This window comes from Escherichia sp. TW09308, from assembly GCF_000208565.1.
In the GTDB taxonomy this organism is placed as follows: Bacteria; Pseudomonadota; Gammaproteobacteria; order Enterobacterales; family Enterobacteriaceae; genus Escherichia; species Escherichia marmotae.
Window position 1 is genome coordinate 470,295 of the sequence record NZ_AEME01000001.1, and the last position, 14,807, is coordinate 485,101.

Below are 14,807 nucleotides of genomic sequence, written 5' to 3' on the forward strand. Positions count from 1 at the left end.
ATTCTGACGCAGACCGCACCAAAAGCGGGCATTTTTTGCGCCATCGTTGACATCATTAACAACCATCGATCAAATCACTTAACAACGGGCGGTAAGTACAGCGAATTTCTGCTACCATCCACGCACTCTTAATATGAATAAACGGCAGCGACTATGAAATTTGTCTCTTTTAATATCAACGGTCTGCGCGCCAGACCTCACCAACTTGAAGCCATCGTCGAAAAGCACCAACCGGATGTGATTGGTCTGCAGGAGACAAAAGTTCATGACGATATGTTTCCGCTCGAAGAGGTGGCAAAGCTCGGCTACAACGTGTTTTATCACGGGCAGAAAGGCCATTATGGCGTGGCGCTGCTGACCAAAGAGACGCCGATTGCTGTGCGTCGCGGCTTCCCGGGCGACGGCGAAGAGGCTCAACGGCGGATTATTATGGCAGAAATCCCCTCGCCGCTGGGCAATGTCACCGTGATCAACGGCTACTTCCCACAGGGCGAAAGCCGCGACCATCCAATTAAATTCCCGGCAAAAGCGCAGTTCTACCAGAACCTGCAAAACTATCTGGAAACTGAGCTTAAGCGCGATAATCCGGTGCTGATTATGGGCGATATGAACATCAGCCCCACCGACCTGGATATCGGCATTGGCGAAGAGAACCGCAAACGCTGGCTGCGTACCGGTAAATGCTCCTTCCTGCCGGAAGAACGCGAATGGATGGACAGACTGATCGGCTGGGGGCTGGTAGATACCTTCCGTCACGCTAATCCGGAAACAGCAGATCGCTTTTCGTGGTTTGATTACCGCTCAAAAGGTTTTGACGATAACCGTGGTCTGCGTATCGACCTGCTGCTCGCCAGCCAGCCTTTGGCGGAATGCTGCGTAGAAACCGGCATCGACTATGAAATCCGCAGTATGGAAAAACCGTCAGATCACGCACCTGTGTGGGCGACCTTCCGCCGCTAATTTATCTGCTCTCCTGACCCGCACGAGGTCAGGAGAATTAACCTTGAGAAAAATCAACAAACTGTCAGTAATGATTTGTTGCCTGCCGTCCTTTGTTATACCGTCACTGCGTTTTTAGTTGTCTGACCACTTCTCTATTATCAAGTTTGATATAGGAAACTCTACGATGAACGCTGAGCGTAAATTTCTTTTTGCCTGTCTGCTTTTTGCACTGATAATTTACGCTATCCACGCTTTCGGTTTATTCGATCTGGTCACCGATTTACCCCACTTACAAACGCTCATTCGCCAGAGCGGATTTTTCGGTTATAGCCTCTATATTCTGTTATTCATTATCGCTACCCTCTTTCTGTTACCCGGTAGCGTACTGGTGATCGCCGGTGGAATAGTCTTTGGCCCGTTGTTGGGAACGCTACTTTCGTTAATTGCCGCTACGCTGGCCTCGTCGTGCTCATTCCTGCTGGCGCGCTGGCTGGGGCGTGACTTGCTGCTGAAATACGTCGGTCATAGCCATACTTTTCAGGCTATTGAAAAAGGTATTGCGCGTAATGGTATCGATTTTCTTATTCTGACCCGCTTAATCCTGCTGTTTCCTTACAATATTCAAAATTACGCTTACGGATTAACTGCTATAGCCTTCTGGCCTTTTACCCTTATTTCGGCATTAACTACCCTGCCTGGGATTATTATTTATACCGTGATGGCCAGCGATCTCGCCCGTGAAGGCATTACCGTGCACTTTATTTTAAACCTCTGTCTGGCTGGACTGACGCTGTTTATTCTCGTCCAACTCGCCAAACGCTACGCCCGCTTTAAACACGTGGATCTGACTGCTTCTGACAGCCAACCGCTTACTCACCCTAAAAACGAAGGATAGAACGATGTTGCAACAATATTCAGTGTCATGGAAAAAAGGACTGGCTGCGCTGTGTTTACTGGCAGCGGCAGGGCTTAGCGGCTGTGATCAAAAAGAGAATACCGAGGCCAAAGTGGAATACGATGGGCTTTCGGCCAGTGAGCCACTGCGCGTCGATACACAGGCACATACGGTAACTATGCTGGTGCAAATTAATGGTCGTTTCCTCACCGACGATACCCGTCACGGCATTGTGTTTAAAGACGGCTCCAATGGGCATAAATCACTGTTTATGGGATATGCCACCCCGAAAGCATTTTATGACGCTCTGAAACAGGCCGGTGGCACACCGGGCGAAAATATGACTATGGATAACAAAGAAGCTACCCATGTTGCAGGCAGCAAACTGGATATTTCGGTGAACTGGCAAGGGGCGGCAAAAGCGTATTCCTTCGATGAAGTGATTGTTGATAGTAATGGCAAGAAACTGGACATGCGCTTTGGTGGCAATTTAGCGGCGGCAGAAGAGAAAAAAAACCGGTTGTCTGGTGTGCCTGGATAGCTGCCCGGTCGGTATTGTCAGCAATGCGACATACACTTATGGTGCGGTGGAAAAACGTGGCGAAGTGAAATTCAAAGGCAATGCGTCAGTTCTCCCGGCAGATAGCACGCTGGCAACGGTGACCTTTAAAATCACAGAATAAAACATGGATAAAGGATGATGAAGATGCATTCGCGTAAAATCTGGTACTACCGTACAGCCATCATCATCCTGTTGTTCGCTACGCTGCTCGCATGGGCGCTGGTTCCTGGCGTCCATGACTTTATCAACCGCAGCCTTGCGGCGTTTGCCGCTGTGGACCAACAGGGTATAGAACGATTTATTCAGTCTTACGGCACACTGGCGGCAGTTGTCTCATTCTTGTTGATGATTTTGCAGGCCATTGCCGCACCGCTGCCTGCGTTTTTGATCACCTTTGCCAATGCGTCGCTGTTTGGCGCGTTCTGGGGGACTTGCTGTCGTGGACCAGTTCGATGGCGGGTGCGGCGCTGTGCTTTTTTATCGCCAGAGTGATGGGCCGCGAAGTAGTGGAAAAGTTAACCGGTAAAACCGTGCTCGATAGCATGGACGGTTTTTTCACTCGCTACGGCAAACATACCATCCTGGTATGTCGGTTATTGCCTTTTGTCCCTTTTGATCCAATCAGCTATGCTGCCGGCCTGACATCAATACGTTTTCGTCCGTTTTTTATCGCCACCGGGCTTGGTCAGTTACCCGCAACCATTGTCTATTCCTGGGCGGGCAGCATGTTAACGGGCGGCACATTCTGGTTTGTTACCGGACTGTTTATCCTGTTTGCCCTGACTGTGGTGATTTTCATGGCGAAAAAAATATGGTTTGAGCGCCAGAAGAGGAATGTCTGATGGGTTTACCGCCGCTTAGCAAAATTCCTTTAATTTTACGTCCGCAGGCGTGGCTACATCGTCGCCATTACGGTGAGGTGCTAAGTCCGATTCGCTGGTGGGGGCGGATCCCATTTATCTTCTATCTGGTGTCGATGTTTGTCGGCTGGCTGGAGCGCAAACGCTCCCCGCTCGATCCGGTGGTGCGATCGCTTGTCAGCGCACGCATTGCGCAAATGTGCCTGTGTGAGTTTTGCGTAGACATCACCAGCATGAAAGTCGCTGAACGAACCGGCAGCACCGATAAACTGCTGGCGGTGGCCGACTGGCGGCAAAGCCCGCTGTTCAGCGATGAGGAGCGGCTGGCGCTGGAATACGCCGAAGCCGCCAGCGTTACGCCGCCAACGGTAGATGATGCCCTGCGCACCCGACTGGCAGCCCATTTTGACGCTCAGGCGCTCACCGAACTGACGGCATTAATCGGCCTGCAAAACCTGTCGGCCCGTTTTAATTCTGCTATGGCCATTCCCGCCCAGGGACTGTGCCGACTTCCTGAAAAACGTTCTTAAGGAGAAATGATGCGCCATTGTGGGTGGTTGCTGGGACTGTTATCGCTGTTTTCTTTGGCAACACATGCCAGTGACTGGCAGGAAACTAAGAACGACGCCAAAGGGCAAACCGTCTGGTTTAACGCCTGGGGCGGCGACACCGCGATTAACCGCTATCTCGACTGGGTCAGCGGTGAGATGAAAACGCATTACGATATAAACCTGAAGATTGTTCGCCTGGCTGATGCCGCTGACGCAGTAAAACGCATTCAGACCGAAGCCGCAGCCGGACGTAAAACGGGCGGCTCGGTAGATCTCTTGTGGGTAAATGGTGAAAATTTCCGCACGTTAAAAGAGGCGAATTTGCTGCAAACCGGCTGGGCGGAAACATTACCTAACTGGCGTTATGTCGACACGCAACTACCTGTACGGGAAGATTTTTCTGTCGCTACCGAGGGGGCAGAATCCCCCTGGGGCGGCGCACAACTTACGTTTATCGCTCGCCGCGATCTGACACCACAACCACCGAAAACACCGCAAGCCTTGCTGGAGTTTGCCAAAGCCAATCCAGGCGCAGTTACCTATCCACGCCCACCAGACTTTACCGGCACAGCATTTCTTGAACAGTTGTTGATTATGCTGACGCCAGATCCCGCTGCATTAAAAGAAGCGCCGAACGATGCTACTTTCGCCCAGATTACTGCACCGCTGTGGCAGTATCTCGATGCGCTGCATCCGTATTTGTGGCGCAAAGGAAAGGATTTCCCCCCTTCGCCCGCGCGAATGGATGCCCTGCTGAAATCCGGCACATTGCGCCTGTCGCTGACCTTTAACCCCGCTCATGCCCGGCAAAAAATAGCCAGTGGCGATTTGCCAGCGAGCAGTTACAGCTTTGGCTTTAGCGAGGGAATGATTGGCAACGTGCATTTCGTCACCATTCCTGCCAACGCCAGTGCCAGTGCTGCGGCGAAGGTGGTCGCCAACTTCCTGCTCTCACCCGAAGCGCAACTGCGTAAAGCGGATCCTGCGGTCTGGGGCGATCCTTCTGTTCTTGATCCACAAAAACTGCCTGCCGGGCAGCGCGAGACATTACAATCAAGAATGCCGCAGGATCTGCCGCCAGTACTGGCGGAACCGCATGCTGGTTGGGTAAATGTGCTGGAACAAGAATGGCTACGCCGTTACGGTACGCATTAATTTTATTGCTGTGGGTGGTGATGGCGGTGATTTACGCACCGCTGATCCCGGCAGCTCTCACGCTGATAACGCCTGCCTTGTCGTTGACACACTGGCAGGCGTTATTTGCCGATCCGCAGTTATCACAGGCAATACTGGCAACGCTGGTGTCGACAACTATCGCGGCGGTAGGTGCGTTGTTGATTGCCCTGCTGGTGATTGTGGCGCTGTGGCCTGGCGCGAAATGGCTGCATTTGTGCGCCCGTCTGCCGTGGCTGCTCGCCATCCCCCACGTCGCTTTTGCCACCAGCGTCCTGCTACTGTTTGCCGAAGGCGGCCTGGTTTATCAGTTTTTCCCTTTCCTCACTCCGCCGACAGACAGATTGGGTATCGGTCTGGGCATTACTCTGGCGGTGAAAGAAAGCGCATTTCTGCTGTGGATTTTGGCGGCAGTATTGAGTGAAAAAAGGCTGTTGCAACAAGTCATCGTGCTGGATTCACTGGGCTACAGCCGCTGGCAATGCCTGAACTGGCTGCTGTTACCCTCAGTCGCTCCCGCACTGGCAATGGCGATGCTGGCAATTGTGGCCTGGTCGCTATCGGTCGTGGATATCGCAATTATCCTTGGGCCGGGTAATCCACCGACGCTGGCGGTAATTAGCTGGCAGTGGTTAACCCAGGGCGATACCGATCAACAGATAAAAGGCGCACTTGCCAGCCTGCTGCTGATGCTGTTACTCGCCACCTGTGTTTTGCTGGGCTATCTTTTATGGCGCACCTGGCGGCGCACAATTCCCCGCAAAGATGGCGTTCGCAAACCAGCCACGCCTTTATTGCCCGGTAGTACGCTGGCGAGATTATTACCATTAACTGGCGTGCTCTGTGTGGTTCTGCTGGCGATCCTTGCAGATCAATCGACGATCAATGACGAGGCGCTATTCAATAGCCTGACGATGGGACTGGCAACGACATTCATCGCTTTGATCCTATTACTGCTGTGGCTGGAATGGGGAGCAAAGCGTCGCCAGTTGTGGTTATGGCTGCCCATTTTATTACCAGCGCTGCCGCTGGTGGCAGGCCAGTACACGCTGGCGCTGTGGTTACATCTGGATGGCTGCTGGGCTGTGGTGGTGTGGGGACATCTGCTGTGGGTGATGCCGTGGATGTTGTTTATCCTGCAACCGGCCTGGCGGCGTATTGACTCACGGTTAATTCTGATTGCCCAAACGCTGGGTTGGTCGCGAGGCAAAATATTCTTTTACGTGAAATGCCCACTCATGCTGCGTCCTGCGCTTATTGCCTTCGCTGTCGGATTTTCAGTCAGCATTGCGCAATATATGCCGACGCTGTGGCTGGGTGCGGGGCGCTTCCCGACGCTGACGACTGAAGCAGTGGCGTTAAGCAGTGGCGGCAGCAACGGTATCCTCGCCGCTCAGGCTTTATGGCAACTGCTATTACCACTTATTATTTTTGCCCTTACCGCCCTGCTTGCAAAATGGGTAGGTTTTGCCAGACAAGGACTCCGTTAATGCTCTGCGTAAAAGATGTTTCGCTACGTTTGCCTGAAACCTGCTTACTGGAAAACGTTAATTTCACAGTCAATAAAGGTGACGTTGTCACGTTAATGGGCCCGTCTGGCTGCGGAAAATCTACGCTGTTTTCCTGGATGATTGGCGCACTGGCGGGACAATTTTCTTGCACCGGTGAGCTATGGCTCAATGAGCAACGCCTCGACACCCTGCCCACCGCCCGGCGTCAGATTGGTATTCTTTTCCAGGATGCGCTGTTGTTTGATCAGTTCAGCGTTGGACAAAATTTACTACTGGCACTACCGTCAACGCTCAAAGGTGCCGCAAGACGCAATGCAGTGGATGATGCGCTTGAGCGTGCGGGACTTGGCGGAACTTTCCATCAGGACCCGGCCACGCTGTCTGGTGGCCAACGTGCGCGGGTGGCTCTGCTGCGCGCCCTTCTCGCCCAGCCAAAGGCATTATTGCTTGATGAACCGTTCAGCCGTCTTGACGTAGCTCTGCGCGATAATTTTCGTCAGTGGGTATTCAATGAAGTCCGCGAACTGGCGATCCCCGTCGTTCAAGTCACCCACGATTTTCAGGATGTTCCTGCCGATAGTCCCGTTCTGGATATGGCTCAGTGGTCAGAAAATTACAACAAACTGCGATAACGCAAAGTTTTTCCCGATGCGTCAGTTCAGAATGGCGCACTCAAAACTACAATGTCGGGATTTTCGATGAAACGTGTTTCTCAAATGACCGCGCTGGCAATGGCTTTAGGGCTGGCTTGCGCTTCTTCGTGGGCCGCTGAACTGGCGAAGCCTCTTACACTTGACCAGCTTCAACAACAAAATGGCGCAGCAATAGATACCCGCCCAAGCGCGTTTTATAACGGCTGGCCACAAACCTTAAATGGCCCTTCCGGCCATGAACCTGCCGCCTTAAACCTTTCTGCAAGCTGGCTCGACAAAATGAGCACTGAACAGCTCAACGCGTGGATTACGCAACATAACCTGAAAGCCGATGCGCCGGTGGCGTTATACGGTAATGACAAAGACGTCGAAGCCGTTAAAACGCGTCTGCAAAAAGCAGGCTTTACGCATATCTCCATCTTGAGTGGCGCGCTAAGCGAACCTTCCCGTCTGCAAAAATTGCCGCACTTTGAGCAACTGGTTTACCCGCAATGGCTGCATGACCTGCAACAAGGCAAAGAAGTTACGGCGAAACCTGCGGGTGACTGGAAAGTGATCGAAGCAGCATGGGGCGCTCCGAAACTTTACCTCCTCAGCCATATTCCTGGTGCCGATTACATTGACACCAACGAAGTGGAAAGCGAACCACTGTGGAATAAAGTCTCTGACGAACAACTTAAAGCAATGCTGGCAAAACATGGCATTCGTCATGACACCACAGTAATTCTGTACGGGCGTGACGTTTACGCCGCCGCACGCGTGGCGCAGATTATGCTCTACGCTGGCGTGAAAGATGTGCGCTTGCTGGACGGTGGTTGGCAAACCTGGTCTGATGCGGGTCTGCCCGTTGAACGCGGTACGCCACCGACAGTGAAACCCGAACCTGACTTCGGCGTGAAGATCCCGGCGCAACCGCAACTGATGCTCGATATGGAACAGGCGCGCGGTCTGCTGCATCGCCAGGATGCGTCACTGGTCAGCATTCGTTCATGGGCTGAATTTATCGGCACCACCAGCGGCTATGACTACATCAAGCCAAAAGGTGATATCCCTGGCGCACGTTGGGGTCATGCGGGCAGCGACTCAACGCATATGGAAGATTTCCATAACCCAGACGGCACTATGCGTACTGCGGATGACATCACAGCGATGTGGAAAGAATGGAACATCCTGCCGGATCAACAAGTCTCGTTCTACTGCGGCACCGGCTGGCGCGCATCAGAAACCTTTATGTATGCGCGGGCAATGGGCTGGAATAATGTCTCTGTTTACGACGGCGGTTGGTACGAATGGAGCAGCGATCCGAAAAACCCGGTAGCAACCGGTGAACGCGGCCCGGACAGTAGCAAATAACACTGCAATTACTGACGCTGAAGCCCCTTCAGCGTCAGATACCCACTCCACACCCGTGTAAATGTCGTCATCCAGCACAGCGCGCCAAATATCCACGCAAACCACGGGAAATACGCTGGAAAGAGGCAACTCAGAACAAACAGCAAAATCGTCTCGCTGCCTTCAGTTAATCCCCCCAGATAGTAAAACGATTTGTGCGCATAACCGGGGTTATCAATCTGATGCTTCGCCGCCAGCGCAGCAAAAGCAAGAAAACTGCTGCCCGTGCCGATAAACGCAAACAGCAGCCAGCCGCCCGCCAGCGCATTTTGTTCTGGTGCCGCGAGAATAAAGCCAAACGGCACCAGCGCATAAAAGAGAAAATCGAGAGAAATATCAAGAAAACCGCCTGCGTCAGTTAATCCTCTACGCCGCGCCAGCGCGCCATCCAGACCATCAAGTAATCTGTTCAGCAAAATGGCGATCAGCGCAGGCAGATACCAGCCCAACGCCAGAAACGGCAGTGCCAGCACACCAACAGCAAACCCGACTAACGTTAAACCATCTGGCGTGATGCCGGGTTTATCAAGCACCTGCACGCATTGATGCAGCAAAGGTTTAATCCGGGGGTGAAGATGGCGGTCTAACACGGGCACTCCTTAAATATAAAGCCCTTCAGCTCGGGCAACACTGCGGATATTATGGCATTTTTCGCTTATCTGCCTGTGGGTAATTTATGAAAATGATTGATGTTGTTGCCGCCATTATCGAACGGGATAGCAAAATTTTACTCGCACAGCGCCCCGCTCATAGCGATCAGGCGGGGTTATGGGAGTTTGCAGGTGGCAAAGTCGAGCCGGATGAAAGCCAGCCGCAGGCGCTGGTGCGGGAATTGCGCGAAGAACTCGGCATCGAAGCTACTGTCGGTGTTTACGTTGCCAGCCATCAGAAGGAAGTGTCTGGCCGGATTATCCATCTTCATGCCTGGCACGTACCGGACTTCCACGGTACGTGCCAGGCACTCGAACATCAGGCGCTGGTCTGGTGTTCGCCAGAAGAGGCTTTGCAATATCCGCTGGCTCCTGCTGATATTCCACTTTTACAGGCGTTTATGGCTTTACGCGCCGCCAGACCAGCGGATTGGTGCTAATGGTTTTGTCATCCCGCTGGCATTGCAGCAATATCCCCTCCGCTTTAATCACTGCCCCCTCCGAATAGTTTTGATCCTGATAAACGCAGCACTGGTTACAGGGCTGCACCGATTGTCCGCCAGAACTAAACACCTCCGGCGGCACATTCACCTCTACATCCGGACGATATTGCGGGTTGGCCAGCGCAAAGAATGGAAATGCCAATGTTACGGCGAATAATGCTCTACTCACAGGAAACTCCTTATATTCGTTGTCTCTGCTACTGATAACGGTAACCGGGCAGAAAAACTTTAGCGTCTGGTTGCCGGATGCGACGTGCACGTCTTATCCGCCTCGAACCACTCTTGAAAATGCGCACGGTTTTCCAGGTCTGATAAAACGCACCAGAGTCACAGCAAACATTAGGTGACGTTTATAAAACCCGCAGATCATTAATTTGCTTTCCTGCGTCATTTTTTTCTTGCTTACCGTCACATTCTTGATGGTATAGTCGAAAACTGCAGAAGCATCTAAAACAAACAACACCAGCACAATCGTATTAATATATAAGGGTTTTATATCTATGGATCAGACATATTCTCTGGAGTCATTCCTCAACCATGTCCAAAAGCGCGACCCGAATCAAACCGAGTTCGCGCAAGCCGTTCGTGAAGTCATGACCACACTCTGGCCTTTTCTTGAACAAAATCCAAAATATCGCCAAATGTCGTTACTGGAGCGCCTGGTTGAACCGGAGCGCGTGATTCAGTTTCGCGTAGTCTGGGTTGACGATCGCAATCAGGTACAGGTTAACCGCGCATGGCGTGTCCAGTTCAGCTCCGCCATCGGCCCGTACAAAGGCGGTATGCGCTTCCATCCTTCAGTAAACCTCTCCATCCTTAAATTCCTCGGCTTCGAACAAACCTTTAAAAATGCTCTGACTACCCTGCCAATGGGCGGTGGTAAAGGTGGTAGCGATTTCGATCCGAAAGGGAAAAGCGAAGGCGAAGTGATGCGTTTCTGCCAGGCGCTGATGACTGAACTGTATCGCCACCTGGGCGCGGATACCGACGTTCCGGCGGGCGATATCGGCGTTGGTGGCCGTGAAGTCGGCTTTATGGCGGGGATGATGAAAAAACTGTCTAACAATACCGCCTGCGTCTTCACCGGTAAGGGGCTTTCTTTTGGCGGCAGTCTGATTCGTCCGGAAGCCACCGGTTACGGTCTGGTTTATTTCACTGAAGCGATGCTGAAACGCCACGGTATGGGTTTTGAAGGAATGCGTGTTTCCGTTTCTGGCTCCGGCAACGTCGCCCAGTACGCTATCGAAAAAGCGATGGAATTTGGCGCTCGCGTGGTTACAGCATCAGACTCCAGCGGCACCGTGGTTGATGAAAGTGGATTTACCAAAGAGAAACTGGCGCGTCTTATCGAAATCAAATCCAGCCGTGATGGTCGCGTTGCGGATTACGCCAAAGAATTTGGTCTGGTCTATCTCGAAGGCCAACAACCGTGGTCTGTGCCGGTTGATATCGCCCTGCCGTGCGCGACTCAGAACGAACTGGATGTTGACGCTGCACATCAGCTTATCGCCAACGGCGTTAAAGCGGTGGCCGAAGGGGCAAATATGCCAACGACCATCGAAGCGACTGAGCTGTTCCAGCAGGCAGGCGTGCTGTTTGCGCCAGGTAAAGCGGCTAATGCAGGTGGCGTTGCAACATCGGGGCTGGAAATGGCGCAAAACGCTGCGCGTCTGGGCTGGAAAGCCGAAAAAGTTGATGCGCGTTTACACCACATTATGCTGGATATCCACCATGCCTGTGTTGAGCATGGTGGTGAAGGTGAGCAAACCAACTACGTGCAGGGCGCGAATATTGCTGGTTTTGTGAAGGTTGCCGATGCGATGCTGGCGCAAGGGGTGATTTAAGTCATCAGGCGTTTGTGCCGGATGCGGCGTGAACGCCTTATCCGGCCTACGAAAACCCTCTGAATCAGAGAACAGCTCTGTAGGCCTGATAAAGATGCGCAAGCGTCGCATCAGGCATTTGTCCGGGTGCGACGTAAACACCCTGAAAATCTTCAGCATCACGCCTTTATGTTATCGCTCCACTGCCCGCATCTTCCGATGGTGGGCTTTTTTTCGGCGTTCGCTTGCGTGGTGAAGCCTTTTTCTTCTCTTCGCCGCTGCCCGGAGCCACTATGCCGCGAAACTGCCGCACCGGCGTGCGCTTAGCCTGATCAATCAGTTGGTACAGCGTCCCCACCAGCGGCTGCATAAAGTCCTTGTAGCGGCACTTGTTTTTCGCTGATTTGCGTCAGCACCGATTCCCAGTGCGCTGTCATGTCCGGTCGCGTCGCCATTTCTGGCAGCGAATGGAATAACGCTTTTCCGGCATCAGTAGAGTGGATGTAGCGCCCTTTTTTGGTCAGGAAGCCGCGCTTGAACAGCAGTTCAATAATCCCCGCGCGAGTCGCTTCTGTGCCCAGACCATCGGTCGCACGAAGGATCTTCTTCAGATCTTTGTCCTGCACAAAGCGCGCAATCCCGGTCATTGCCGAAAGCAGTGTTGCATCGGTGAAATGGCGCGGCGGCTGGGTTTGCCGCTCTACCACTTCGCCCTTCTCGCACAGCAACTCATCGTCTTTTGCCACCACAGGAAGTGGCGTGCCGTCGTTTTCTTCGTCACGCTCTTTGCTGCCTAACAGCGTGCGCCAGCCCGCTTCGGCAAGAAAACGTGCTTTTGCAACAAATTTGCCTTTTGCTATGTCCAGTTCGATCACACACTTGCGGAACACCGCGTCCGGGCAGAATTGCATCAGATACTGACGAGCAATCAGACTATAAACCTTCGCTTCGTTCTCCGTCAGGTTGATAGCCGAACTCCGCGCGGTCGGGATGATGGCGTGGTGGGCATCCACCTTTTTGTCATCCCAGCAGCGGTTGCGTAAATCTGGATCAACCACGGGCTGCGGCAGAAGACTCGGCGCATGGACACTGATGGCATTCATCACCGCATGGCGTCCGGCAAAATGTTCCTCCGGCAAATAACGACAATCGGAACGTGGATAGGTAATCAGCTTGTGCGTTTCGTACAATTTCTGACAGATATCAAGCACGTTCTGCGCACTCAGGCCAAAACGTTTTGCCGCTTCAATCTGTAACGTCGAAAGCGAAAATGGCAGCGGCGCGGATTCTGATTCCCGTTTATCGTTATAACTGGTGACAATCGCCGGTTGGCCGCTGATGCGGTTAACGACATGCTCCGCCAGCGGACGATGCAACAAACGCCCCTCTTCATCCTGGTACGGCTCACACGCTTCGCTCGGTTGCCAGATGGCGGTAAACCGCTCATCGGCAGGCGTCACGATATGCGCTTTGACTTCAAAGAAATCTTTCGCGACGAAGTTTTCAATCTCTTCGTCGCGGCGCACCACCAGCCCAAGCACTGGCGTCTGCACGCGCCCAACGGAAAGTACCCCCTGGTAGCCAGCATTACGCCCCAGAATGGTATATGCGCGGGTCATATTAATGCCGTACAACCAGTCGGCACGCGCTCGCGCCAGCGCAGAAACGCACAACGGTACAAACTCACTGTTGGAACGAAGACGATCGATCGCCCGCTCAACCGCCTGCGGGTTCAGGTCGTTGATTAAACAACGCTGAACTTGCTGGCGCTTTTCCGGCGCAAGTTGCAGGTAATCCAGCACTTCATCCACCAGCAATTGCCCTTCACGATCCGGGTCTCCGGCATGAACTATTTCGCTGGCTTCGTGCAGAAAGCGTTTGATGACGTTAAGTTGTTTGGTCACGGAAGGCCGCGGTTGCAATTGCCACTTTTCCGGGACAATCGGCAGATCTGCCAGATTCCAGCGCGCATAGCGGCTGTCGTAGGCGTCTGGCTGCGCCTGCTCAAGCAGGTGACCGATACACCAGGTCACCACCTGACCATTGCCGCATTCGATAAAGCCATCGCCTTTACGGTGCGGTTTGGGCAGGACATCAGCAATAGCGCGCGCCAGACTCGGTTTTTCGGCAATAAATAACCGCATTGAATTAACGGATCTCAACCATGGCACGACCACCGCGCGCAGGCACCAGTTCGCCAATCGCTGTCAGTTCGATACCAAATTCGGCTGCGGTAGCTTTAACTTCGTTTTCCGCCTCTGGCATAACCGCCAGTAGCAGGCCGCCGGAGGTTTGCGGATCGCACAGCAGATCGCGCACTTCGCGTGGCATTTCACCCATCAGATGACCGTAGCTGGCAAAGTTGCGTTCGGTGCCCCCCGGCACAGCGCCCAGCTTAATGTACTCTTCCACGCCCGGCAGTTTCGGGATTGCTTCATAGTCAATGCGCGCCTGCACGCCTGCGCCCTGGCACATTTCGCTTAAATGGCCCAGCAGACCAAAACCGGTAACGTCGGTCATCGCTTTTACGCCTTCAATGTTGGCAAAGGACGCTCCCGCGATATTCATCCGACACATCACTTCCGTCGCCAGTCCCTGATGTTCCGGTTTCAGCAGTGATTTTTTCTCGGCAGTGGTAAGAACACCAATCCCCAGCGGTTTCGTCAGGAACAGTTTACATCCCGCTTGTGCGGTACTGTTTTTCTTCACCCGTTCAGTCGGTACGATCCCCGTCACCGCCAGACCAAAAATCGGTTCCGGCGCGTCGATGGAGTGACCACCGGCCAGCGCGATACCCGCCTGACGGCATGCATAACGGCCACCTTCGGTCACTTCACGGGCAATTTCCGGGGACAGTTTGTTAATCGGCCAGCCGAGGATCGCAATTGCCATAATCGGTTTGCCGCCCATCGCAAAAATATCGCTGATGGCGTTAGTCGCCGCAATGCGACCAAAATCGAAAGGATTATCAACAATCGGCATAAAGAAGTCGGTGGTGCTGATGACGCTGGTGCCATTGCCCAGATCGTACACCGCCGCGTCGTCGCGGGTTTCGTTACCCACAAGCAAATTCGGATCAACAAACTTCGCCTGCTCACTGTGCAGGATGGTTTCCAACACTTTTGGGGAAATTTTACAGCCGCAACCAGCTCCGTGGCTGTATTGGGTCAAACGAATCGAGTTCTCGCTCATGGACATCTCCTGTCAATGCAATCCGGGTATGGTAACCCTCATTCCGTGAAGTGATAAGTGAGAGTGTCTGAATTCCTGCGTCTTTGCTCACAATCCACTC

At 53.0% G+C, this 14,807-nt stretch carries 12 protein-coding genes and 3 pseudogenes; 11 read left to right on the forward strand and 4 right to left on the reverse strand.

All coding sequences use genetic code 11. The features are described from left to right. Nucleotides 1-153: 153 nt before the first annotated feature. The 9 genes and pseudogenes from xthA (at nt 154) to ynjE (ending at nt 8,500) form a co-directional block, all read left to right on the forward strand. Nucleotides 154-960: an exodeoxyribonuclease III gene (xthA, locus tag ESM_RS0102405; protein ID WP_000673938.1), complete on the forward strand. Its 807-nt coding sequence runs from the start codon at nt 154-156 to the stop codon at nt 958-960. 166 nt (nt 961-1,126) lie between these two features. Then, entirely contained in the window at nt 1,127-1,837 is a 711-nt protein-coding gene (locus ESM_RS0102410) for a TVP38/TMEM64 family protein (protein WP_010376067.1), read from the forward strand. 4 nt (nt 1,838-1,841) lie between these two features. Then, a pseudogene (ydjY, locus tag ESM_RS01000000123815) lies at nt 1,842-2,520 on the forward strand (lipoprotein YdjY). A 14-nt stretch (nt 2,521-2,534) separates the two neighbouring features. Then, a pseudogene (locus ESM_RS01000000123820) lies at nt 2,535-3,241 on the forward strand (TVP38/TMEM64 family protein). Further along, nucleotides 3,241-3,789, forward strand: a complete 549-nt coding sequence (locus ESM_RS0102425) for a carboxymuconolactone decarboxylase family protein (RefSeq protein WP_000524099.1) — start codon at nt 3,241-3,243, stop codon at nt 3,787-3,789. The pseudogene ESM_RS01000000123820 and the gene ESM_RS0102425 overlap by 1 nt, the downstream one beginning before the upstream one ends. 9 nt (nt 3,790-3,798) lie before the next feature. Further along, nucleotides 3,799-4,965 carry an ABC transporter substrate-binding protein gene (locus ESM_RS0102430; RefSeq protein ID WP_001215375.1) on the forward strand — a complete coding sequence of 389 codons (1,167 nt, stop codon included), beginning with the start codon at nt 3,799-3,801 and terminating at the stop codon, nt 4,963-4,965. After that, nucleotides 4,938-6,473, forward strand: coding sequence for an ABC transporter permease subunit (locus ESM_RS0102435; protein ID WP_000235013.1), 1,536 nt, complete (start codon nt 4,938-4,940; stop codon nt 6,471-6,473). Before ESM_RS0102430 ends, ESM_RS0102435 begins: the two co-directional genes overlap by 28 nt. Then, nucleotides 6,473-7,126 carry an ATP-binding cassette domain-containing protein gene (locus tag ESM_RS0102440; protein WP_000882815.1) on the forward strand — a complete coding sequence of 218 codons (654 nt, stop codon included), beginning with the start codon at nt 6,473-6,475 and terminating at the stop codon, nt 7,124-7,126. Before ESM_RS0102435 ends, ESM_RS0102440 begins: the two co-directional genes overlap by 1 nt. Nucleotides 7,127-7,192: 66 nt before the next feature. Continuing rightward, nucleotides 7,193-8,500: a thiosulfate sulfurtransferase YnjE gene (gene ynjE, locus ESM_RS0102445; RefSeq protein ID WP_010376084.1), complete on the forward strand. Its 1,308-nt coding sequence runs from the start codon at nt 7,193-7,195 to the stop codon at nt 8,498-8,500. A gap of 8 nt (nt 8,501-8,508) precedes the next feature. Here the strand turns inward: ynjE and ESM_RS0102450 are convergent, their stop codons facing one another. After that, the gene (locus ESM_RS0102450) at nt 8,509-9,129 is read right to left on the reverse strand and encodes a CDP-alcohol phosphatidyltransferase family protein (RefSeq protein ID WP_001516289.1); all 621 of its coding nucleotides are present in this window, start codon (nt 9,127-9,129) and stop codon (nt 8,509-8,511) included. 86 nt (nt 9,130-9,215) lie between these two features. Between ESM_RS0102450 and ESM_RS0102455 the strand changes: the two genes are divergently transcribed. Next, nucleotides 9,216-9,629, forward strand: coding sequence for a pyrimidine (deoxy)nucleoside triphosphate diphosphatase (locus ESM_RS0102455; RefSeq protein WP_000781858.1), 414 nt, complete (start codon nt 9,216-9,218; stop codon nt 9,627-9,629). Here ESM_RS0102455 and ESM_RS0102460 read toward each other — a convergent pair. Next, complete coding sequence (locus ESM_RS0102460; protein WP_000085224.1) at nt 9,589-9,861, reverse strand: YnjH family protein; 273 nt, start codon at nt 9,859-9,861, stop codon at nt 9,589-9,591. The genes ESM_RS0102455 and ESM_RS0102460 overlap by 41 nt on opposite strands. A 331-nt stretch (nt 9,862-10,192) precedes the next feature. Here ESM_RS0102460 and gdhA point away from each other — a divergent pair, with 331 nt between their 5' ends. Then, nucleotides 10,193-11,536, forward strand: coding sequence for an NADP-specific glutamate dehydrogenase (gdhA, locus tag ESM_RS0102465; RefSeq protein ID WP_000373052.1), 1,344 nt, complete (start codon nt 10,193-10,195; stop codon nt 11,534-11,536). Nucleotides 11,537-11,702: 166 nt separating this feature from the next. On the opposite strand, the pseudogene topB reads toward gdhA, so the two are convergent. Next, nucleotides 11,703-13,659, reverse strand: a pseudogene (gene topB, locus ESM_RS01000000123825) (DNA topoisomerase III). A 4-nt stretch (nt 13,660-13,663) separates the two neighbouring features. Beyond that, the gene (selD, locus tag ESM_RS0102475; RefSeq protein ID WP_001516286.1) at nt 13,664-14,707 is read right to left on the reverse strand and encodes a selenide, water dikinase SelD; all 1,044 of its coding nucleotides are present in this window, start codon (nt 14,705-14,707) and stop codon (nt 13,664-13,666) included. Nucleotides 14,708-14,807: the final 100 nt, after the last annotated feature.

Excerpts from the sequence above, each read along its gene's own strand:
- ESM_RS0102440 (WP_000882815.1), top strand. The coding sequence starts at position 6,473 with ATGCTCTGCGTAAAAGATGTTTCGCTACGTTTGCCTGAAACCTGCTTA.
- ESM_RS0102430 (WP_001215375.1), top strand. The coding sequence starts at position 3,799 with ATGCGCCATTGTGGGTGGTTGCTGGGACTGTTATCGCTGTTTTCTTTG.
- ynjE (WP_010376084.1), top strand. The coding sequence starts at position 7,193 with ATGAAACGTGTTTCTCAAATGACCGCGCTGGCAATGGCTTTAGGGCTG.
- ESM_RS0102435 (WP_000235013.1), top strand. The coding sequence starts at position 4,938 with ATGGCTACGCCGTTACGGTACGCATTAATTTTATTGCTGTGGGTGGTG.
- gdhA (WP_000373052.1), top strand. The coding sequence starts at position 10,193 with ATGGATCAGACATATTCTCTGGAGTCATTCCTCAACCATGTCCAAAAG.
- selD (WP_001516286.1), bottom strand. The coding sequence starts at position 14,707 with ATGAGCGAGAACTCGATTCGTTTGACCCAATACAGCCACGGAGCTGGT.
- ESM_RS0102410 (WP_010376067.1), top strand. The coding sequence starts at position 1,127 with ATGAACGCTGAGCGTAAATTTCTTTTTGCCTGTCTGCTTTTTGCACTG.
- ESM_RS0102455 (WP_000781858.1), top strand. The coding sequence starts at position 9,216 with ATGAAAATGATTGATGTTGTTGCCGCCATTATCGAACGGGATAGCAAA.
- xthA (WP_000673938.1), top strand. The coding sequence starts at position 154 with ATGAAATTTGTCTCTTTTAATATCAACGGTCTGCGCGCCAGACCTCAC.
- ESM_RS0102425 (WP_000524099.1), top strand. The coding sequence starts at position 3,241 with ATGGGTTTACCGCCGCTTAGCAAAATTCCTTTAATTTTACGTCCGCAG.